We start from the raw sequence: 19,648 nt of genomic DNA, 5'->3' as shown, positions 1-19,648 counted from the left end.
ACGTCGCAGCCCATGTCCGCTTGGAACGGATTCGCTAGGCGACGCCGGTGTTGGCCAGGGTGGTGTCGTCGAAGAGGAAGGTCAGCCGGTCCTCGACGGAGACCACGCCGGCCACGGCCTGTGCCAGTCGCACGGCGGTGACGGTGGCGCTGTGCCGGTCGAGTTCGCCGGCCAGCGTGACCACGCCGTCGTGCACCTCGACCCGGACGATGCCGTCGCGGATGGCGAGCACCCGGTGCAGCACCCCCTCGACGACGTCGCGGCGGATGTCGGCGTCCGGGCGCAGGTGGACCTTGAGCAGGTCGCCGCGGGTGACGATGCCGACCAGCCGGCCCAGGTCGTTGATGACCGGCAGCCGCTTGACGTGCTCGGTGTCCATGCGCCGGGCGGCGGCCGGGATCAGGGTGTGCGGCACGGCGGTGACCGCGGGCACGGTCATCAGGTCGCGGGCGACCAGGGCGGTCGCCTTGGTCCGGGCGGCGCGGCGGCGCCGGCCCTCGAACACCCGGCGCGTCGCCGGATGCCCCTCGGTCTCGATCTTGTGCAGGAGGTCCGCCTCCGACACCACGCCGAGCACCCGTTCGAAGTCGTCGACCACCGGTACCGCGCTGACCTGCCGCGCGGTCAGGATGTCGACGATGTCCCGGTAGGGCGTGCCTTCCTTCACCGTGGCGACGTCCGTGGTCATGACATCGGCCACCGTCCACAGCTTCATCGTCCGCCTCGCTTTCCGTCCGTCACACTTCGTCCCTCGGTCCGACCGTACGACCGGGTCGTGCCGACGGGTCAGAGCCGACCTACCGCGCCCCCTGGGACCAACGACCGTGGCGGCCGGGACGGGCGGCCCTGGGCGGGTCGCGCGCTTCGGGCGATGGTGGTCGCACAGACGATCTTCGGCTTGGGAAGGGGATCCGCGATGAGCAGAGTTGTCGCGCCGGCACAGCCCCAGGTGTACGTGCACGGCCCGATCCGGCCCGGTCTCGTGGAGTACGCCCGCCGGAAGGTGACCGCCGCGCTGGAGCACGCGCCACGGCCGGTGCTGTTCGTGAAGCTGAACCTCGGCCGGGCCGGGGCTGCCGGCACGCCGCGGCCGTACACCGTTGCGGTGCACGCCGACGTGTCCGGTGTGGACATCCACGTGTCGGCGGCCGCGCCCACCTTCACCGAGGCGGTCGACCTGGCGCAGCGCAAGCTCAACGCGCGGCTGAGCCGGGCGGACCGGTGGCGTTGACGGCCGCGGCGGACGGGAGGAACGGGTCGTGACCGGGTTCGTGGTGGAGGACTGCGACGCGCTGACCGCGGACGGCGGCATCGTGCGCATCCGGCCCGCCGCCGGTACGGACGCGGCGGCGCTGGAGCGGCTGTTCGCCGAGGCGTCGCCGGAGAGCCTGCGGCTGCGGTTCTTCGCCACGCCCGGCCACTGCGTCATCGACACCGAGGTACGCCGGCTGGTCCGCCCGCCCGACGGTGACCACGCCGCCGCGGTGGCCGTGGTCGCCGGTGACGTGGTCGGCGTGGCGTCGTACGAGCGCACCCAGCCGGCGCCGGCCCGGGCCGAGTTCGCGGTATTCGTCGCCGAGGCGCAGCGCGGCCGCGGGATCGGCACGCTGCTGCTGGAGCACCTGGCCGCGCAGGCCCGGGAACGCGGTGTCATCGCGCTCACCGGCGAGGTCCTGCCGGCCAACCACCGCATGCTCCGGGTCGCCCGCGACCTGACCAGCCGTACGACGGCGCACCTGGTCGACGGGGTCGTGGACCTCGACGTCGGCACCGGGGTCGACGACGCCACGCTGCTGGCGGTGGACGCCCGGGACCGGGCCGCCGAGCGCGAGGCGCTGCGCCCGATGCTCGCCCCGCGTTCGGTCGCGGTCGTCGGCGCCGGCCGGCGTCCCGGCGGGATCGGCCACGAGACGCTCCGCGCGGTCGTGGAGGGGGGCTTCACCGGCCCGGTGTACGCGGTGAACCCGCACGCCGGCGCGGTCGCCGGCGTCCCGTCCGTGCCCTCGCTGGCGGACCTGCCCGGCCCGGTCGACCTGGTCGTCGTGGCGGTGCCCGGCCCCGCGGTCCGGGACGTGGTCGCGCAGGCCGCCCGGATCGGCGTCCGGGCCGCGGTCATCCTGACCTCCGGTTTCGCCGAGTCGGGTTCCCGGGCCGGCGAGCGGGCCGGCGAGGGTGGTCTGGACGGCCGGAAAGCGCAGGCGGAGCTGGTGCGGCTGGCCCGGGAGCACGGCATGCGGCTGGTCGGGCCGAACTGCCTGGGCGTCGTCAACACCGACCCCGCCGTGCGGCTCAACGCCACGTTCGCGCCGACCGCCGCGCCGGCCGGTGGGCTCGCCGTCGCCTCGCAGTCCGGCGCGGTGGGCATCGCGCTGCTGGCCCAGGCCGCCCGGACCGGCTGCGGCGTCTCGACGTTCGTCTCGCTCGGCAACAAGGCCGACGTCAGCGGCAACGACCTGCTCGCCTACTGGTACGACGACCCGGCCACCCGTGCCGTCGCGCTCTACCTGGAGTCGTTCGGCAACCCGCGCAAGTTCGCCCGCCTCGTCCGGGCGCTGGGGCGGCGCAAGCCGGTACTGGCGGTCAAGAGCGGCCGGTCGGCAGCGGGGCGGCGGGCCGGGGCGTCGCACACGGCCGCCGCGGCGGCGCCGGACGTGGCGGTGGACGCCCTGTTCGCCCAGGCCGGCGTGATCCGCGTGGACACCCTCGGCGAGCTGCTGGACGCGGCCCGGCTGCTGACCGAGCAGCCGCTGCCGGCCGGCGACCGCCTCGCCATCCTCGGCAACGCCGGCGGCGTGAACGTGCTCGCCGCCGACGCCGCGGAGGCGGCCGGCCTGCGGGTAGCGGCGGTGCGGGGCGGGGAGAACCCGCTCGACCTCGGCGCCGGCGCCACCCCGGACGCGCTGGCCGCCGCCCTCGGCGCGTACGCGGCCAGCGGCGAGGTCGACTCGGTGCTGCTGGTGGTGGCCGCGAGCAAGGCCAACGACGTCGACGCGGTGCTGGCCCGGGTGACCCCGGTCCTGGACCGGCACGAGCGGCTCACCGCCGCCGCCGTGCTGATCGGCGCGGCCGGACCGCCGGCCGCGCTGGGCGAGCGCCGCGTCCCCGTCTACGACCTGCCCGAGCAGGCCGTCCGGGCGCTCGCGCACGCCACCCGGTACGCCCGGTGGCGGCGCGCACCGCTCGGCGCGCGGCCGGTTCTGTCCGATGTGGACACGGCCGGGGCGCGGGGCGTGGTGGAGGCGGCGCTGGCCGGCGGGGGCGGCTGGCAGCCGTACCCGCGGATCGCCGACATCCTGGGCCGGTACGGCATTCCCGTGCTCGCCTCGGCGCAGGTCGCCGGCGAGCGGGCGGCGATCGAGGCGGCCGGATCGGTCGGGTACCCGGTCGTGCTGAAGGCCGCCGACCCGGACCTGGTGCACAAGAGCGACATCGGCGCCGTCCACATCGGACTCGACGGGCCCGGCGCGGTGCGGGCCGCGTACCGGGCCGTCGGAGCCGCGCTCGGCCGCACCGAGCCGCCGGTGCTGGTCCAGGCGATGGCGCACGGGCAGGTGGAGCTGGTGGCCGGCGTGGTGCACGACCCCCTCTTCGGCTCGCTGATCATGCTCGGCCTCGGCGGGGTGCACACCGACCTGCTCGGCGACCGCGCGTTCCGGCTCGTCCCGATGACCGTCCAGGACGCCGGGCAGATGTGGCGTTCGCTGCGCGCCGCCCGGCTGCTGACCGGCTACCGGGGCGCGCCGCCGGTCGACACCGCGGCCGTCGAGGACCTGGTACTGCGCCTCGGCCGGCTCGCCGAGGACATCCCGGAGATCGCCGAGCTGGACCTCAACCCGGTCCTGGTCGGTCCCGGCGGGCCGGTCGCGGTCGACGCCAGGCTCCGGCTCGCCCCGGTGGGGCAGGAGCCGGACGCGTTGCTGCGCCGCCTGCGCCAGCCTGGGTGAGGAGGGACGCCATGCCGACCCGGCCGGTCGTGGTGGGCTTCGACGGCACTCCCGACGCCACCCGCGGTGTGGGCTGACGGTCCACGGCCGACGGGACTTGTGGCCCTGCCTGCCCGGCCGGCGAGGGCGAAGGCTGGAGATGGCCCGGAAGGCTGGAGATGGCCCGGAAGGGCGGCCCCACAACGGCGGGGCCCATCTCGCTGGAGGAGACAATGACGACGCTCGACGCCTGGCGCGGATTCGTGGGCGACAGCTGGCGGCACCGGATCGACGTGGCCGCGTTCATCCGCCAGAACTACACGCACTACGAGGGTGACTGCGCGTTCCTGACCGGGCCGACCGAGCGGACCACCGCCCTGTGGGACGGGCTCGGGCCGCTGTTCGCCGAGGAGCGCCGCCGCGGTGTGTACGATGTGGACACTCGTACGCCGTCGAGCATCACCTCGCACGGGCCGGGCTACATCGACCGGGAGCGGGAGCTGATCGTCGGGCTGCAGACGGACGCGCCGCTGCGCCGCTCGATCATGCCGAACGGCGGGATCCGGATGGTCGAGAGCGGGCTGGCCGCCTACGGCTACACCCTCGACCCGCGGGTCAAGCAGACGTTCACCGAGTACCGCAAGACGCACAACGACGGCGTGTTCGACGCGTACCCGGAGGCGGTCCGCAAGGCGCGCCGCTCGCACATCGTCACCGGCCTGCCCGACGCGTACGGCCGCGGCCGGATCATCGGCGACTACCGGCGCGTCCCCCTCTACGGCGTGGACCACCTGATCGCCGAGCGGCTGGCCGACAAGGACCGCCTCGACGAGTTCCCCTCCTCCCCCACGGTCATCCGCGACCGCGAGGAGCTGGCCGAGCAGGTGCGGGCGCTGGGCGAGCTGAAGCGGATGGCGGACGGCTACGGGTACGACGTCTCCGGCCCGGCGACCACCGGCCAGGAGGCGATCCAGTGGCTGTACTTCGCCTACCTGGCCGCCGCCAAGGAGCAGAACGGCGCGGCGATGTCGCTCGGCCGCACCGCCACCTTCCTGGACATCTACCTGCAGCGGGACATCGCCGAGGAGCGGCTCACCGAGCAGCGGGCCCAGGAGCTCGTCGACGACCTGGTCATCAAGCTGCGGATCATCCGGTTCCTGCGCACCCCCGAGTACGACCAGCTCTTCTCCGGCGACCCCACCTGGGTCACCGAGGCGCTGGGCGGCATGGGGCGCGACGGCCGGACGCTGGTCACCCGCACGACGTTCCGGTTCCTGCAGACGCTGTACGACCTCGGTCCCGCGCCGGAGCCCAACCTGACCGTGCTCTGGTCGCCGGCTCTGCCGGAGGGGTTCAAGCGGTTCTGCGCCCAGGTGTCGCTGGACACCAGCGCCGTGCAGTACGAGAACGACGAGCTGCTGCGCCCCGCGTACGGCGCGGACACGGCGATCGCCTGCTGCGTGTCGGCGATGCGGGTCGGCCGCGACATGCAGTTCTTCGGCGCCCGGGCCAACGTCGCCAAGGCGCTGCTGTACGCGATCAACGGCGGCCGCGACGAGATCACCGGCGAGCAGGTCGCCCCGGTGACCGCGCCGGTCGGCGGCGAGGTGCTCGACTACGACGAGGTCGTGGCCGCGTTCGAGCGGACGCTGGACTGGCTGGTGGCCACCTACGTCGACGCGCTCAACGTGATCCACTACATGCACGACAAGTACGCGTACGAGCGGCTGGAGATGGCGCTGCACGACTACCCGGTGCACCGCTTCATGGCCACCGGCATCGCCGGGCTCTCGGTCGCGGTGGACAGCCTGTCGGCGATCAAGTACGCCACGGTGAAGGTGCTGCGCGACGAGACCGGCCTGGCCGTCGACTACGGCGTGGAGGGCGACTTCCCCTGCTACGGCAACCACGACGACCGCGCCGACGCGATCGCGGTGTGGCTGGTCGAGGCGTTCATGGACCGGGTGCGCCGCCAGCCCACCTACCGCGGCGCCGAGCCGACGCTGTCGGTGCTCACCATCACGTCCAATGTGGTCTACGGCAAGCACACCGGCAACACCCCGGACGGGCGCCGGGCCGGTGAGCCGTTCGCGCCGGGCGCCAACCCGGGCAACGGCCGCGACCGGCACGGGCTGGTCGCCTCGGCCCTGTCGGTGGCGAAGCTGCCGTACGAGAGCGCCCGCGACGGGATCTCGCTGACCAGCACGATCACGCCGGGCGGGCTCGGCCGCACCCGCGAGGAGCAGGTCACCAACCTGGCCGGCGTCCTCGACGGGTACACCGACGCCGGCGGCTACCACATGAACGTCAACGTGCTCGACCGGGCCGTGCTGCAGGACGCGATGGCCCACCCCGAGCGGTACCCGCAGCTGACGATCCGGGTCTCCGGCTACGCGGTCAACTTCGTCCGCCTGACCCCGGAGCAGCAGCGGGACGTCATCTCCCGAACCTTCCATGGATCGCTGTGAGCAGCCCCCAGCTCGCCGCGATCGCCGGGGCGGTCCACTCCTGGGACGTCTCCACAGGAGTGGACGGCCCCGGCACGAGGTTCGTCGTGTTCCTCGGCGGCTGCCCGCTGCGCTGCCTCTACTGCCAGAACCCGGACACCTGGCGGATGCGGCGCGCCCAGCGGACCGACCTGGAGACACTGTGGACGATCGTGTCCGGGTACACGCGGTTCATCCGGGTGGCCGGCGGCGGCCTGACGGTCAGCGGCGGCGAGCCGCTGCTGCAGCCGGCGTTCGCCGAGGCGCTGCTGGTCCGCGCCCGCGAGGCCGGCCTGCACACCGCCCTGGACACCTCCGGCGTGCTCGGTGACCGGGCCGGCGACCGGCTGCTCGACGCCACCAGCCTGGTGCTGCTGGACATCAAGTCCGGCGACCCCGACACGTTTCGCCGGGTGACCGGCGGCGACCTCGCGCCCACCCTGCGGTTCGGCCGCCGGCTGGCCGAGCGCGACGTTCCGATGTGGATCCGCTTCGTGCTGGTACCCGGCCTCACCGACGCACCGGCCAATGTGGACGCGGTCGCCCGCCATGCCGCGTCACTGTCGACTGTGGAACGGGTGGAGGTGCTGCCGTTCCACCGGCTCGGCGCGGAGAAGTACGCGGCGCTGGGGTTGCGGTTTCCGCTCGCGCGGACGCCGCCGCCGGACGCCGCCCTACTGGAGCGGGTGCGCGGCCAGTTCCGCGACCGCGGCCTCACCGTCTACTGACGGGACCGCCTTCTCGACACCGCCGTCCGGCCGCGGTGCCTCGACGAGGCGGTAGCCGGTGACCAGGTGCGGTTCGACGCGGATGACGCAGTCCATGGCGATGTCGACCCAGGGCCGCAGCAGCCCCTGGTAGCGGGACACCTCCCGGGAGTCCGCGACCAGGTGCGCCACGCCGGTGACGACGACGCTCCAGCCGAGGTGCTCGACCGGGTCGATGGCGTCCGCCTCGTATGCCACCACGGTCCCCCGTCCGGAGCCGACCGCGGTGGCCAGGGCACCGCCCAGATGGCTGCGGATGACCACGGCACCGCCATCCACGACATGGTTGACCGGGCGGATCGCCGGCAGCGCCTTCTCCGTGTACACGATCCGACCGAGCGACACGCCCGCCAGCAGCTCCAGGCAATCCGCGACACCCATGGGCTCCAGCACGCGTCGCGACATGGTGACGATCGTGGGTCGGCTCCGACGTTCCGGACAGGGCCGAAGGTCCCGAGTCTGGCCTGCCGACCGGCCCCTCGCCGCCGAAGGTCCCGGGCCCGACGGGAGAAAGCCCCTGGAACGGCTACCCGACCGCCGGCAGGGTCAGGTCACAGGCTCCCACCGTTCGGGAGCGCATACATCGGAGGGCACCATGAAAGCGATCACCGGCGGCTGGACGGCCGGCCCGGACGGGGTGCCGGACGGCGCGCTGCGCGCGTGCCTGGAGGACGCCGTCGCCGCACCGTCGGTACACAACACCCAGCCGTGGCGGTTCCGGGTGTACGGCGGCACCGTCGAGATCCTGGCGGACCGGTCGCGCCGCCTCGACGTACTCGACCCGCAGGGCCGCGAGCTGTTCGTCAGCCTCGGCGCCGCGGTCTTCAACCTGCGCGCGTCGATGCTGGCCCGCGGCCGGGTGCCGGTGCTGCGGCTGCTGCCGGAGCCCGCCGAGCCCGACCTGGTCGCCCGGGTCACCGTCGGGCCGCCGACCCGGCCGCCGGCGACGGCGATCATGCTGGCCGACGCGATCCCGCGCCGGCACACCAACCGCCAGCCGTTCACCGAGATCCCGGTACCGGCCGAGGCGCTCGCCGACCTGACCGCCGCCGCGGACGCCGAACGGGCCCGCCTCGTCGTCACCGACGCCGTGGCCCGGGACGCGGTGCTCGACGTGGTGCGCATCGCCGAGCAGCGGCGCCGGCACGACCCGGCGTACTGGCGGGAGCTGAGCGAGTGGACCCGGTCGGGGCCGGAGCGCCACGACGGGGTGCCGCCGGAGGCGTTCGGCCCGTGGGACGCGCTGGAGACGGTGCCGATCCGCGACTTCAGCGTGGTCCGCCCGGCCCGGCGGCGCAAGCCCGCCCCGTTCGAACGGGCGCCCACGATCGCCGTGCTCTACACCCGGGACGACACCCCGGCGGAGTGGCTGCGCGGCGGGCAGGCGCTGGAACGGGTCCTGCTGACCGCCACCGTCCGCGGCCTGGCCTCGACGATCATGACGCAGCCGGTGGAGGTGCCGCACCTGCGGGCGCTGCTGCGGGACGCCGCCGACGGGTACGCCGCCCAGGCCGTCCTGCGGTTCGGCTACGGGCCGTTCAGCGCGGCGTCCGGCCGGCGGGGGCTGGACGAGGTGGTGGTCGCCACCGCCGGTAACGGCGAGGTCACCGAGGGGTCCAAGGTCCCGGAGTGACCAGGACGCCGGCCCTGCCCGCCCGGCCCGCCCGCGAGCAGGCTGGAAGCATGGGGGCGACCACAGCGCCGGAGACCACCGTCGGGCTCACCGCGCGGGCCGCCGCGAGCCGGCTGCGGGCCGACGGGCCGAACACCGTCGCCACGCCGCCCCGCCGGCACCTGTACAGCCGGATCCTGCACCAGCTGACCGACCCGCTCGTCGCGCTGCTGATCGCCGCCGCCGTGGTGACCACGCTGCTGGGCGACCGGGCGGACACCGCGGTCATCCTGCTGGTCGTGGTCGTCAACACGGTGATCGGCGTGTCGCAGGAGGTCCGGGCGGACACGGCCATCGCGGCGCTGGACCGGATGACCGCACCCACCGCACGGGTGGTCCGCGACGGCCGCCACCTGGTCGTGCCGGCCGCCGAGGTGGTCCGGGGCGACCTCGTGCACCTGGAGCCCGGCGACGTCGTACCGGCCGACCTCCGGCTCGACGAGGCGCACCGGTTCCAGGTGGACGAGGCCGCCCTGACCGGCGAGTCGGTGCCGGTGGCCCGGGACCACGGCACCGAGGTGTACGCCGGCACGGTCGTGGTGACCGGCCGGGCCGCCGGCACGGTGGTCCGGACCGGTCCGGCCAGCGCCCTCGGGCGGATCGCCACGCTGGTCGCCACGACCCGGCCCGGCCCCACCCCGCTGCAACGGCGGCTGGCCGGGCTGGGCCGGGCGCTGGGCGTGACCGCGGTGGTGCTCTCCGGCGTCGTGCTGGTGATCGGCGTGGTCGGCGGGCGCCCCCTGGTCGACATGGCGATCACCGCGGTCAGCCTGGTCGTCGCCGCGGTGCCGGAGTCGCTGCCCGCCGTGGTCACCCTCGCCCTGGCCCTCGGCGCCCGCCGCATGGCCGGCGCCCGGGCCATCCCGCGCCGGCTGCACGCGGTGGAGACGCTCGGCTCGGTCACCGTCGTCGCGTCGGACAAGACCGGGACCCTGACCGAGGGGCGGATGGCCGTGCAGCGGGCGGTGCCCGCCGGCGGCGCCGGGTACCAGGTCCGGGGCAGCGGGTACGAGCCGTCGGGCGAGATCCTGAGCGGGGCGGGCGCCGCCGGGGCCCTGGCGGACCTGGCCCGGGCCGTGCTGCTGTGCAACGACGCCACCCTGGCCCCGCCGGACGCCGAACGTCCACGGTGGACACCGGTCGGCGACCCGCTGGAGGCGGCGCTGGTCGCGTTCGCCGGCCGGTGCGGGCTGGACCCGGACGCCGAGCGCGCCGCCTGGCCGCGCGCCGCGGAGCTTCCGTTCGACCAGGAGACCCGGCGCATGGTCACCGTGCACCGGCGGCCCGGCGGCGGGTACCTGGCGGTGTGCAAGGGCGCGCCGGAGGCGGTACTGGCCACCCCGCTCGTGACCGGCACGCCGCCCGGCCTGCTCGCCGACGCGTACCGGCTGGCCGCCGGCGGGCTGCGCGTGCTCGCCGTGGCCACCGCGACGTACGACGCGCCGCCGGACCCGCGGACCGTCCGGGACCTGCGCCCGACCGGCCTGGTCGCGATCGGCGACCCGCTCCGCGCCGAGGCCCCGGGGATCGCCGCCGCCTTCGACCAGGCCGGCATCCACCTGGTGCTGATCACCGGCGACCACCCGGCGACCGCGGCCGCGATCGGCGGCCAGCTGGGCATCTGGCGCGGCGGCGACGGGGTGGTCCGGGGCGACGAGGGCGGCGTCACCGCGTACGGCGCCGGCGACCGCCGGGTCTTCGCCCGCATCCAGCCGGAGCAGAAGCTGGACATCATCGCCGCGCTGCAGGAGCGCGGGCACGTCGTCGCGATGACCGGCGACGGGGTCAACGACGCGCCGGCGCTGCGCCGGGCCGACATCGGCATCGCCATGGGCGGTGGGACCGAGGTCGCCCGGCAGGCGGCGGACCTGGTGCTCGTCGACGACAACCTCGGTACGGTCGCCGCCGCGGTCGCCGAGGGCCGCCGCATCTACGACAACATCCGCCGCTTCCTGCGGTACGCGCTCGCCGGCGGTGCCGCGGAGGTGCTCGTGATGCTGGTCGGCCCGTTCCTCGGGCTCGCCGTGCCGCTGCTGCCGGCCCAGATCCTCTGGGTCAACCTGCTCACCCACGGCGTACCGGGGGTCGCGCTCGGCGCCGAGCCGGCCGAGCCGGGCACCATGCGCCGGCCGCCGCGGTCGCCGCAGGAGTCGGTCCTGGGTGGCGGGCTGCTGCGCGGGGTGCTGCTGGCCGGCACGCTGCTGGCCGCCGTCGTACTGGGCGCGGGTGTCGCCGCCCACGCGCTGGACCGGCCGTGGCAGTCGATCGCGTTCGTCGTGCTGGGCCTGGGGCAGCTCGGCATCGCCCTGGCCGTACGCGCGCCGCGCCGCCCCGGCGGTGGGCGCAACCACGCCCTGACCGCGGCGGTGGCGCTGTCGGCGCTGCTGCAGCTGGCCGGGGTGCTGCTGCCGCAGCTGCGCGACCTGCTCGGCACCGAGTACCTGTCCGCGGCCGAGATCGCCGCGTGCGCCGCCGCGGCGACGCTGCCGGGCCTGGCGGTCTGGTTGGCGGGGCTGAAGAAGAGAGGGACCACTGATGGCTGAAGTGACGATGACCGGCGTGACGAAGGTCTTCCCCGGCGGGACCGTCGCCGTCGACCAGGTGAATCTGTCGATCACCGACGGCGAGTTCATCGTGCTGGTCGGCCCGTCCGGCTGCGGCAAGTCCACCCTGCTGCGGATGGTCGCCGGCCTGGAGGACACCACCGACGGCACGATCGAGATCGGCGGCCGGGTCGTCAACGACCTGCCGCCCAAGGAGCGGGACATCGCGATGGTCTTCCAGAACTACGCGCTGTACCCGCACATGACCGTCTCCCAGAACCTCGGCTTCAGCCTGCGCATCCGCGGTACCCGCAAGCCGCAGGTCGATGAGCAGGTCGGCGAGACGGCGCGGGTGCTCGGGCTGACTCCCCTGCTGGAGCGCAAGCCGGCCGCGCTCTCCGGCGGCCAGCGGCAGCGGGTGGCGATGGGGCGGGCCATCGTCCGGCGCCCGCAGGTCTTCCTGATGGACGAGCCGCTGTCCAACCTGGACGCCAAGCTGCGGGTGGCCATGCGCGGCGAGCTGAGCCGGCTGCACCAGAAGTACGGCACCACCACCATCTACGTCACGCACGACCAGGTGGAGGCGATGACGCTGGGCAACCGCATCGCCGTCCTGGACCACGGCCGGCTGCAACAGGTGGGGCCGCCGGACGAGCTGTACGCCGCGCCGCGCAACGTCTTCGTTGCCGGCTTCATCGGCTCCCCGGCGATGAACCTGGCGACCTGCCGGGTCGTCGACGACGGCGACGGGCTGGCGCTGGCGCTCGGCGAGCACCGGTGGCCGGTACCCGAGAGCCAGCTGGCACTGCGTCCCAGCCTGCGCTCGTTCGCGGGGCGGGAGATCGTCGTCGGGCTGCGGCCGGCCGCGATCGAGCCGGCGGACGGTGACCACGGCGGGCCGCGGCTGACCGTGACCGCGGTGACCGTCGAGTCGCTCGGCGGCGAGAAGAACCTGCTCTTCCTCCCGCCGGCCACCACGGCGCGGGTGGAGTCGCTGGCCGCCGAGGACGAGGGCGCCCCGAGCCTGTGGACCGCGCGGCTGCCCGCCCTGGCGCCGGTGCGGGCCGGCGACGAGGTGGAGCTCGCCGTCGACCTCGGCCACGCCTACTTCTTCGACCCGGAGAGCACCGAGGCGCTCCCGGTCACCGACGGCGCTTCGCTGCTGGCCGCCGCGAATTGAGCCGGTCGACACGCATCGGGCACCTCGGCCAGGGAAGGATGGGGGCGACAGAAGGAGGAACCGATATGAGCGACGCCGAACGCCCGACCGCCGCTGCCCTGGCCGAGGCGGCCGCGGCCGCCGGTTACGCGCCGTCCGTACACAACACACAGCCCTGGCGGTGGCGGGTCACGGACGCGGCGCTGGACCTGTACGCCGTCCGGGAGCGCCAGCTGCGGGTGGCCGACCCGGAGGGGCGGCTGCTGACCGTCAGCTGCGGCACCGCGCTGCACCACGCCCTGGTCGCGCTCTCGGCGGCGGGCTGGGCGGCGCACGTGACCCGGCTCCCCGAGCCGGCCGACCCGGACCTGCTGGCCCGGGTCACCCTCACCGGCCGCACCGGGGTCACGCCGGAGGCCATGCGGCTGTTCCAGGCGGTGCGGGTGCGCCACACCGACCGGCGGCCGGTCAGCGACACCGCGGCCGGCGCGGCGGCGATCGACGCGATCGACGCGGCGGTCCAGGGCGAGGGGCTGGAGCTGCACCTGCTCACCCGGGACCAGATCCTGGAGCTCGCGGCGGCCGCCTCGCACGCCGACAAGGTGGAGACCGAGGACGACGACCAGCGCACCGAGCTGGCGTACTGGATCGGCGGCGACCGGCCCGAGGGCAGCGGCATCCCGGACACGGCGATCCCGAGCCAGGCGCCGGAGACGACCGTGCCCGGCCGTGACTTCGTACGCGCCGGCACGCTCACGGTCGGCCCGGGGCACGACAAGGCGGCCGCCTACGCGGTGCTGTACGGCCCGGGCGACGAGCCGGCCGACTGGCTCCGGGCCGGGCAGGCGCTCTCCGCCGGCTGGCTGGTCGCGACCGAGCTCGGGGTCACCGTGCTGCCGTTCAGCTCGGTGATCGAGCTGCCCGCCACCCGGCAGACGCTGCGCGGTGTGATCAGCGGCATCGGCTACCCGTACCTGGTGCTCCGCCTCGGCACCGCCGACCCGGACACCGCCGGCCCGCCGCACACCCCGCGCCTGCCGGTCGAGCAGACCATCGAGGTGGCCGCGGGCTGACCCGCGGGTCGCGGCTCTCACCGGCCGTGCCGGGGCCTGGGCCACAGGTCCCGCCTACAGGTCCCGCCGGGTAGGGCCCTCCGGCCCTTCTCGGCGGCCCTGGTCGAAACGGATTCTCTCCAAGAACGCCGCATCGCGGAGCGCCCAGCGACATACTGGGGCATAGCGGCTGAAAGGGGACAGTCCGTGGACGCTCTGGATCTGGCGCGGTGGCAGTTCGGGGTCACCACCGTCTACCACTTCTTGTTCGTGCCGATCACGATCGGCCTGTCGTTCCTGGTCGCGGTCATGCAGACGGTCTGGGTGCGCAGCGGCGACGAGCGGTGGCTGCGGTTGACGAAGTTCTACGGCAAGCTGCTGCTGATCAACTTCGCGATGGGCGTGGTGACCGGCATCGTGCAGGAGTTCCAGTTCGGCATGAACTGGAGCGACTACTCCCGCTTCGTCGGTGACATCTTCGGCGCTCCGTTGGCCATCGAGGCGCTGCTCGCGTTCTTCCTGGAGTCGACGTTCCTCGGCCTCTGGATCTTCGGCTGGGACCGGCTCCCCCGGCGCGTACACCTGGCCACCATCTGGGCGGTGTCGATCGGCACGATCCTGTCGGCGTACTTCATCCTCGCCGCCAACTCGTGGATGCAGCACCCGGTCGGCTACCACTTCAACCCGGAGACCGGCCGGGCCGAGCTCACCGACTTCGGCGCCGTGCTGACCAACAAGGTCACCCTGGTCACGTTCCCGCACACGCTCGCCGGCTGCTTCCTGACCGCCGGGGCGCTCGTGCTCGCGGTCGCCCTCTGGCACCTGATCCGCCGCCCCGGCACCGACCAGACCTCCGCCTTCCGCGGCGCCGCGAAGCTCGGCGCCTGGGTCACCGTGGTCGCGGCCGTCGCCACGCTGGTGACCGGCGACATCCAGGGCAAGATCATGACGGATGTACAGCCGATGAAGATGGCCGCCGCGGAGGCGCTGTACGAGACCGAGCAGCCGGCCGCCTTCTCCATCTTCACGATCGGCACCCTCGACGGCAGCCGCGAGGTCTACTCGCTGAAGGTCCCCGACCTGCTCTCCTGGCTCGCCACCGGCGACTTCGACGGCGAGGTCAAGGGCATCAACGACATCCAGGACCAGTACGTGGCCGAGTTCGGGCCCGGCTCGTACACGCCGGTCATCCCGGTCACCTACTGGAGCTTCCGGCTGATGATCGGCTTCGGCATGCTCGCCGCGCTCGCCGCCGTCTGGGCACTGTGGACACTGCGCCGCGGCCGCGCCCCGGCGTCCAGGTGGCTTCTGCGCACCGCGCTGGTCCTGCCCCTGCTGCCGCTCGCCGCGAACGCGTTCGGCTGGATCTTCACCGAGATGGGGCGCCAGCCCTGGATCGTGTTCAGCGAGATGCTCACCCGGGACGGGGTCTCCCGCACCGTCTCCACCGGCGAGGTGGTCACGTCGCTGGCCGGGTTCACCCTCCTGTACGGCCTGCTCGCCGTCATCGAGGTCGGCCTGCTGCTCCGCTTCGCCAAGGCCGGCCTGCCTGAGCCACCACCCCCCACCGACTCGGGCGCGGACGACACCGAGGACCGCCCGCTCTCCTTCGCCTACTGAGGAGCGTCCACGATGGACCTGTCCACCCTCTGGTTCCTGCTCATCGCGGTCCTCTTCACCGGCTACTTCGTCCTGGAGGGCTTCGACTTCGGCGTCGGCGTCCTGCTGCCGGTCCTCGGCCGCGACGAGCGCGAGCGCCGCGTGGTCATCAACACCATCGGCCCCGTCTGGGACGGCAACGAGGTCTGGGTGCTGACCGCGGGCGGCGCGATGTTCGCCGCGTTCCCCGAGTGGTACGCCACCCTCTTCTCCGGCTTCTACCTGCCGCTGCTGCTCATCCTCGCCGCGCTGATCCTGCGCGGTGTCGCGTTCGAGTACCGCGGCAAGCGCTCGGATCCACAGTGGAAGGCGCGCTGGGACAAGGCCATCTTCGCCGGCTCGCTCGTGCCGGCCCTGCTCTGGGGCGTCGCCTTCGGCAACATCGTGCGCGGCGTACGCCTGGACGCCGACCACGAGTACGCGGGTGGGTTCTGGCACCTGCTCAACCCGTACGCGCTCCTGGCCGGCCTGGTCACGCTCAGCCTCTTCGTCACGCACGGCGCGGTGTTCCTGGCACTCAAGACGACCGGCGACATCCGGGTACGCGCCAACGCGATCGCCGCCCGCGCCGGCCTGGTCGCCGCCGTGCTGGCCGTGGTGTTCCTCGCCTGGACCCTGGTCGGCGTCCGGGGCGGCGCGGCCGCGGTCGTGTTCGCCGTGCTCGCCGCCGCCGCGCTGCTCGGCGGGCTGGCCGCCAACCGGGCCGGGCGCGAGGGCTGGGCGTTCCTCGGGACGGCGGCGGCGATCGCGCTCGCCGTCGCCACCCTCTTCAGCGCGCTGTTCCCGGATGTACTGCCGTCCACACTGGACAGCGCGAACAGCCTCACCGTCGACAACGCCTCCTCCACCCCGTACACCCTGAAGATCATGACCTGGGTGGCCGTCGTCTTCACCCCGATCGTGCTGCTCTACCAGGGCTGGACGTACTGGGTGTTCCGCCGCCGGATCGGGGTCCGGGACATCCCGGACGCGTGACTTCCGGCCCTGGTGCCGGGGTCGCGCGGCGCCGGACGCTGGTCGCGACGGGACGAGACACGAGGAGGACCCCGTGCGTACGGAGCTTCAGGCCGAGCTGGACCTGGTCAAGCAGATGCTGGTGGCGGCCGGAGAGGCGGTCCGGACGGCGATCGGCGGGGCCACGGCGGCCCTGCTGGCCGCCGACCGCGCGGCCGCCGAGTCGGCGATCGCCGGCGACGAGAAGATCAACGACCTCTGCTGGCGGATCGAGGACCGGGTCCGCGACACCATGGCCCGCCAGGCGCCGGTCGCCACCGACCTGCGGGCGCTGTTCTCGGCGGTGTACGTCGCGGCCGACCTGGAGCGGATGGGCGACCTGGCCAAGCACGTGGCGCGGACCGCCGCGCACGGGGAGCCGCAGCCGGCCGAGGTCGCCCCGCTCTTCGGGCAGATGGCGGGCGTCGCCGACCGGATGGCCGCCAAGCTGGTCCGGGTGCTCTCCGAGCCCGACGCCGCCCGGGCCACCGAACTCGCCCAGGACGACAACGCGATGGACGCGCTGCACCGCGACCTGCTGGCCCGGCTGTTCCACCCGAGCTGGTCGTACGGCACGCAGGCGGCGATCGACGCCGCCCTGCTCGGCCGCTTCTACGAGCGGTACGCCGACCACGCGGTCAACGCCGGCCGGCGGGTGGCGTTCCTGGTGTCCGCGGAGCGGGAGCGCGCGGCATGAGCAGCCGCGCCAGCCGCAAGGAGGCCGCCCGCGCGGCCCGCGAGCTGATCGCCCGGCAGCGGCGCCGGCGGCGGAACCGGCTGGTCACCGCGGCCGCGGTCGCCGTGCTGCTCGCTGCCGGGGCGACCGGGTACGCCGTCTACGCCGCCCAGGACGACGGCGGCGGCGACTTCGCGGTGCCCGCCACGGCCACCGCCGACCGCGCCGGCCTGCGCGTCGGCGACGGCCCGGTGACCGTCGAGGTATACCTGGACTACCTCTGCCCCGCGTGCCGCGCCTTCGAGCAGGAGGCCGGGTCGACGATCGACCGCCTGGTCGGCGAGGGGCGGATCAGCGTCGTCTACCACACGGTCGCGATCCTCGACCACTACTCGACCAACCGGTACTCGTCCCGCTCGGCGGCCGGGGCCGGCTGCGCCGCCGACGCCGGCCGGCTGACGGCCTACACGAACGCCCTCTACGCGGACCAGCCGGCGGAGGGCGGCGCGGGCCACACCGACGGCAGGCTCGCCGACCTCGCCGCGGGCGCGGGCATCCCGCGCGAGCCGTTCGCCCAGTGCCTGAGCGACGGGCGGTACGCCGGCTGGGTCACCCACGTGACCGACGAGATGGCCCGAAGCGGCTTCAACGGCACGCCCACGGTGCTCGTCGACGGCCAGCGCCTGCCCGCCCCGACCGCCGCCGCCCTGACCGCCGCCGTCGAGCTTTCGGAGTCACGTCTGTGATCGAAGCTCCCGTCACGTCGTTCTAGCGGCTTGGGGGGAGCTTCGATCACGGCGCATCACCCCGACACCGAAAGCGGTGTAGCGGCCCTACGGGTCGAGGTCGGCGGCGCGGTCGAGGAGGGCGCGGCGTTCCGGCTCGGCGTGGGTTCGCGCGGCGGCCCGCCGGAAGAGGGCCGCCGCCCGTTCCCGGTCGCCGCCCCGGGCGGTGAGGTCGGCCTCGGCGGCGAGGGCGAGCGGGTACCCGTCGAGCGCACCACCCGCGCGGGCCTCGGCGAGCAGGGCCAGCCCGGCCGCCGGCCCGTACGCGTAGCCGTGCGCCACCGCGCGGTTCAGCGCCACCACCGGCGACGGGGTACGGGCGGCGAGCGCGTCGTACCAGGCGGCGATCGCCGGCCAGTCGGTGGTCTCGACCGAGGTGGCGGCGGCGTGGGTGGCGGCGATGCGGGCCTGCAGCGCGTACGGCCCGTCCTCCCGCACCCGCCCCAGCACGGCGCGGCCCTCGGCGATCGCGGCGTGGTCCCAGCGGGCGCGGTCCTGCCGGTCGAGCGGGACCAGGTCGCCACCGGCGTCACGGCGCGCGGCACGGCGCGAGTGCTGGAAGAGGAAGAGGGCGAGCAGCGCCGAGATCTCGGACTCGCCGGGCATCAGGGCGTCCAGCAGCCGTACCAGCCGGATCGCCTCGTCGGCGAAGGCCGGTTCGCCGTCCGTGTCGTACCCGCGGGTGAACAGCAGGTACAGCACCGCCAGGACGCCGGGCAGCCGCTCGGCGAGGGCCGGGCCGGACGGCACCCGGTACGGGATGCGGGCGTCCGCGATCTTCGTCTTGGCCCGGGTGAGGCGGCGGGTCATCGTCGACTCGCTGACCAGGAACGCGCGGGCGATGTCGGCGGTCGGGATCCCGCAGATCGTACGCAGGGTGAGCGCCACCCGGGCCTCGAGGGCGAGCGCGGGGTGGCAGCAGGTGAAGATGAGCCGCAGCCGGTCGTCCACGACCTCCTCCTCCCCGTCCGGTGCTCCCGGGTCCGCGACGGCGGGCGGGTAAGCGGCCAACTCGTGCAGCTTGCGGCGTTCGACGGCGGCCCGGCGCAGCACGTCGGTCGCCCGGTTGCGGGCGACGGTCATCAGCCAGCCGGCCGGGTTGGCCGGCACGCCCTCCGCCGGCCACCGCTGGAGCGCCTGCACGAGCGCCTCCTGCGCGCAGTCCTCGGCGAGCGTCCAGTCCCCGGTCACCCGGATCAGCGTCGCCACGATCTGGGCGCGGGAGTCCCGCGCCGGGGGGGGGGGGGGGGCCCCCGGCCCCGGCGGGCCCCCCCCCCCCCCCCGCCCCCCCCCCGCCCCCCCCGGGCGGGGGGAGTCCCCGGCCACCCGGACCAGCGGCGCCACGATCGGGGCGCGGGAGGCCCGCGCCGTGGCCTCGGCGGCCGCCGAGGCCACGGCTTCCCCACCACCGCCGGCCGCCCCCGGCCCGGCGACCGAGGGCCGGCGGGCCTCAGCCAAGGTCCGCGAACGGGCGCAGCTCGATCCGCCCCGCCCGCGCCATCGGGTGGGTCCGCGCCACCTCGATCGCCTCGTCGAGGTCGGCGCACTCCAGCAGGTCGAAGCCGACGACGACCTCCTTGGTCTCGGCGAACGGCCCGTCCGACACCAGCAGCTCGCCGCCGCGCACCCGGACCGTCGTCGCGGCGCTGACCGGCGCGAGCTCGTGCCCGTCGAGGCGGCGACCGTTCGCGTCGTTCTCGGTCACCCAGGCCTCGATGTCCGGCTCGGGGGTCTTGTCGGTGTCCGGTTCGGTGTCGGTGCAGACGAACATCATGTACTTCATCTCAGCGCTCCTTCTCGTCTGGATCTCACCACCCTGACGAACGGCTCGCGCGTATCCGGACAACCATCACCCGGAAACCTCGGTAATCCGCACGGACTCCGGCGGGTGTAGCCCGTCTTGTCTGGGTATGCCCAACTTGATGGACCTCAG

16 protein-coding genes are annotated in these 19,648 nt (G+C 74.5%); 12 read left to right on the top strand and 4 right to left on the bottom strand.

All coding sequences use genetic code 11. From position 1 onward, the window contains the following. Nucleotides 1-34: 34 nt before the first annotated feature. Nucleotides 35-715 (bottom strand): CBS domain-containing protein, encoded by a 681-nt coding sequence (locus tag RB614_RS05710; protein ID WP_308711292.1) that lies wholly within the window; start codon nt 713-715, stop codon nt 35-37. 201 nt (nt 716-916) lie between these two features. Between RB614_RS05710 and RB614_RS05705 the strand changes: the two genes are divergently transcribed. The 4 genes from RB614_RS05705 (at nt 917) to pflA (ending at nt 7,137) form a co-directional block, all read left to right on the top strand. Further along, entirely contained in the window at nt 917-1,231 is a 315-nt protein-coding gene (locus RB614_RS05705) for an HPF/RaiA family ribosome-associated protein (RefSeq protein WP_308711291.1), read from the top strand. A gap of 28 nt (nt 1,232-1,259) precedes the next feature. Next, nucleotides 1,260-3,944, top strand: a complete 2,685-nt coding sequence (locus RB614_RS05700) for a bifunctional acetate--CoA ligase family protein/GNAT family N-acetyltransferase (RefSeq protein ID WP_308711290.1) — start codon at nt 1,260-1,262, stop codon at nt 3,942-3,944. 212 nt (nt 3,945-4,156) lie between these two features. Next, the gene (gene pflB / locus RB614_RS05695; RefSeq protein ID WP_308711289.1) at nt 4,157-6,391 is read left to right on the top strand and encodes a formate C-acetyltransferase; all 2,235 of its coding nucleotides are present in this window, start codon (nt 4,157-4,159) and stop codon (nt 6,389-6,391) included. Next, complete coding sequence (gene pflA / locus RB614_RS05690; RefSeq protein WP_308711288.1) at nt 6,388-7,137, top strand: pyruvate formate-lyase-activating protein; 750 nt, start codon at nt 6,388-6,390, stop codon at nt 7,135-7,137. The genes pflB and pflA overlap by 4 nt, the downstream gene beginning before the upstream one ends. Here pflA and RB614_RS05685 read toward each other — a convergent pair. Beyond that, a complete protein-coding gene (locus tag RB614_RS05685; RefSeq protein WP_308711287.1) occupies nt 7,084-7,581 on the bottom strand; it encodes a pyridoxamine 5'-phosphate oxidase family protein in 498 nt (165 codons plus the stop codon). The genes pflA and RB614_RS05685 overlap by 54 nt on opposite strands. A gap of 190 nt (nt 7,582-7,771) precedes the next feature. Here RB614_RS05685 and RB614_RS05680 point away from each other — a divergent pair, with 190 nt between their 5' ends. The 8 genes from RB614_RS05680 (at nt 7,772) to RB614_RS05645 (ending at nt 17,676) form a co-directional block, all read left to right on the top strand. Continuing rightward, nucleotides 7,772-8,809, top strand: a complete 1,038-nt coding sequence (locus RB614_RS05680; RefSeq protein WP_308711286.1) for an Acg family FMN-binding oxidoreductase — start codon at nt 7,772-7,774, stop codon at nt 8,807-8,809. 50 nt (nt 8,810-8,859) lie between these two features. Beyond that, nucleotides 8,860-11,391, top strand: coding sequence for a cation-translocating P-type ATPase (locus tag RB614_RS05675; RefSeq protein ID WP_428982928.1), 2,532 nt, complete (start codon nt 8,860-8,862; stop codon nt 11,389-11,391). Further along, the gene (locus tag RB614_RS05670) at nt 11,384-12,571 is read left to right on the top strand and encodes an ABC transporter ATP-binding protein (protein WP_308711284.1); all 1,188 of its coding nucleotides are present in this window, start codon (nt 11,384-11,386) and stop codon (nt 12,569-12,571) included. The genes RB614_RS05675 and RB614_RS05670 overlap by 8 nt, the downstream gene beginning before the upstream one ends. A gap of 65 nt (nt 12,572-12,636) precedes the next feature. Continuing rightward, complete coding sequence (locus tag RB614_RS05665; RefSeq protein ID WP_308711283.1) at nt 12,637-13,623, top strand: Acg family FMN-binding oxidoreductase; 987 nt, start codon at nt 12,637-12,639, stop codon at nt 13,621-13,623. A gap of 186 nt (nt 13,624-13,809) precedes the next feature. Beyond that, entirely contained in the window at nt 13,810-15,222 is a 1,413-nt protein-coding gene (locus RB614_RS05660; protein ID WP_308711282.1) for a cytochrome ubiquinol oxidase subunit I, read from the top strand. A 12-nt stretch (nt 15,223-15,234) separates the two neighbouring features. Further along, entirely contained in the window at nt 15,235-16,236 is a 1,002-nt protein-coding gene (cydB, locus tag RB614_RS05655; protein WP_308711281.1) for a cytochrome d ubiquinol oxidase subunit II, read from the top strand. A gap of 73 nt (nt 16,237-16,309) precedes the next feature. Next, complete coding sequence (gene phoU / locus RB614_RS05650; RefSeq protein ID WP_308711280.1) at nt 16,310-16,951, top strand: phosphate signaling complex protein PhoU; 642 nt, start codon at nt 16,310-16,312, stop codon at nt 16,949-16,951. Further along, entirely contained in the window at nt 16,948-17,676 is a 729-nt protein-coding gene (locus RB614_RS05645; protein ID WP_308711279.1) for a DsbA family protein, read from the top strand. The genes phoU and RB614_RS05645 overlap by 4 nt, the downstream gene beginning before the upstream one ends. Nucleotides 17,677-17,763: 87 nt before the next feature. Here the strand turns inward: RB614_RS05645 and RB614_RS05640 are convergent, their stop codons facing one another. Together RB614_RS05640 and RB614_RS05635 are read right to left on the bottom strand one after the other, a co-directional pair. Beyond that, nucleotides 17,764-18,927 carry an RNA polymerase sigma factor gene (locus RB614_RS05640; protein WP_428982927.1) on the bottom strand — a complete coding sequence of 388 codons (1,164 nt, stop codon included), beginning with the start codon at nt 18,925-18,927 and terminating at the stop codon, nt 17,764-17,766. A 238-nt stretch (nt 18,928-19,165) separates the two neighbouring features. Continuing rightward, nucleotides 19,166-19,498, bottom strand: a complete 333-nt coding sequence (locus tag RB614_RS05635; RefSeq protein WP_308711277.1) for a YciI family protein — start codon at nt 19,496-19,498, stop codon at nt 19,166-19,168. Between the last annotated feature and the right edge of the window lie 150 nt (nt 19,499-19,648).

Source organism: Phytohabitans maris (assembly GCF_031085175.1).
In the GTDB taxonomy this organism is placed as follows: domain Bacteria; phylum Actinomycetota; class Actinomycetes; order Mycobacteriales; family Micromonosporaceae; genus Phytohabitans; species Phytohabitans maris.
The sequence above is the reverse complement of the archived record's forward strand: the minus strand, read 5'-3'. Positions and strand labels throughout refer to the sequence as shown.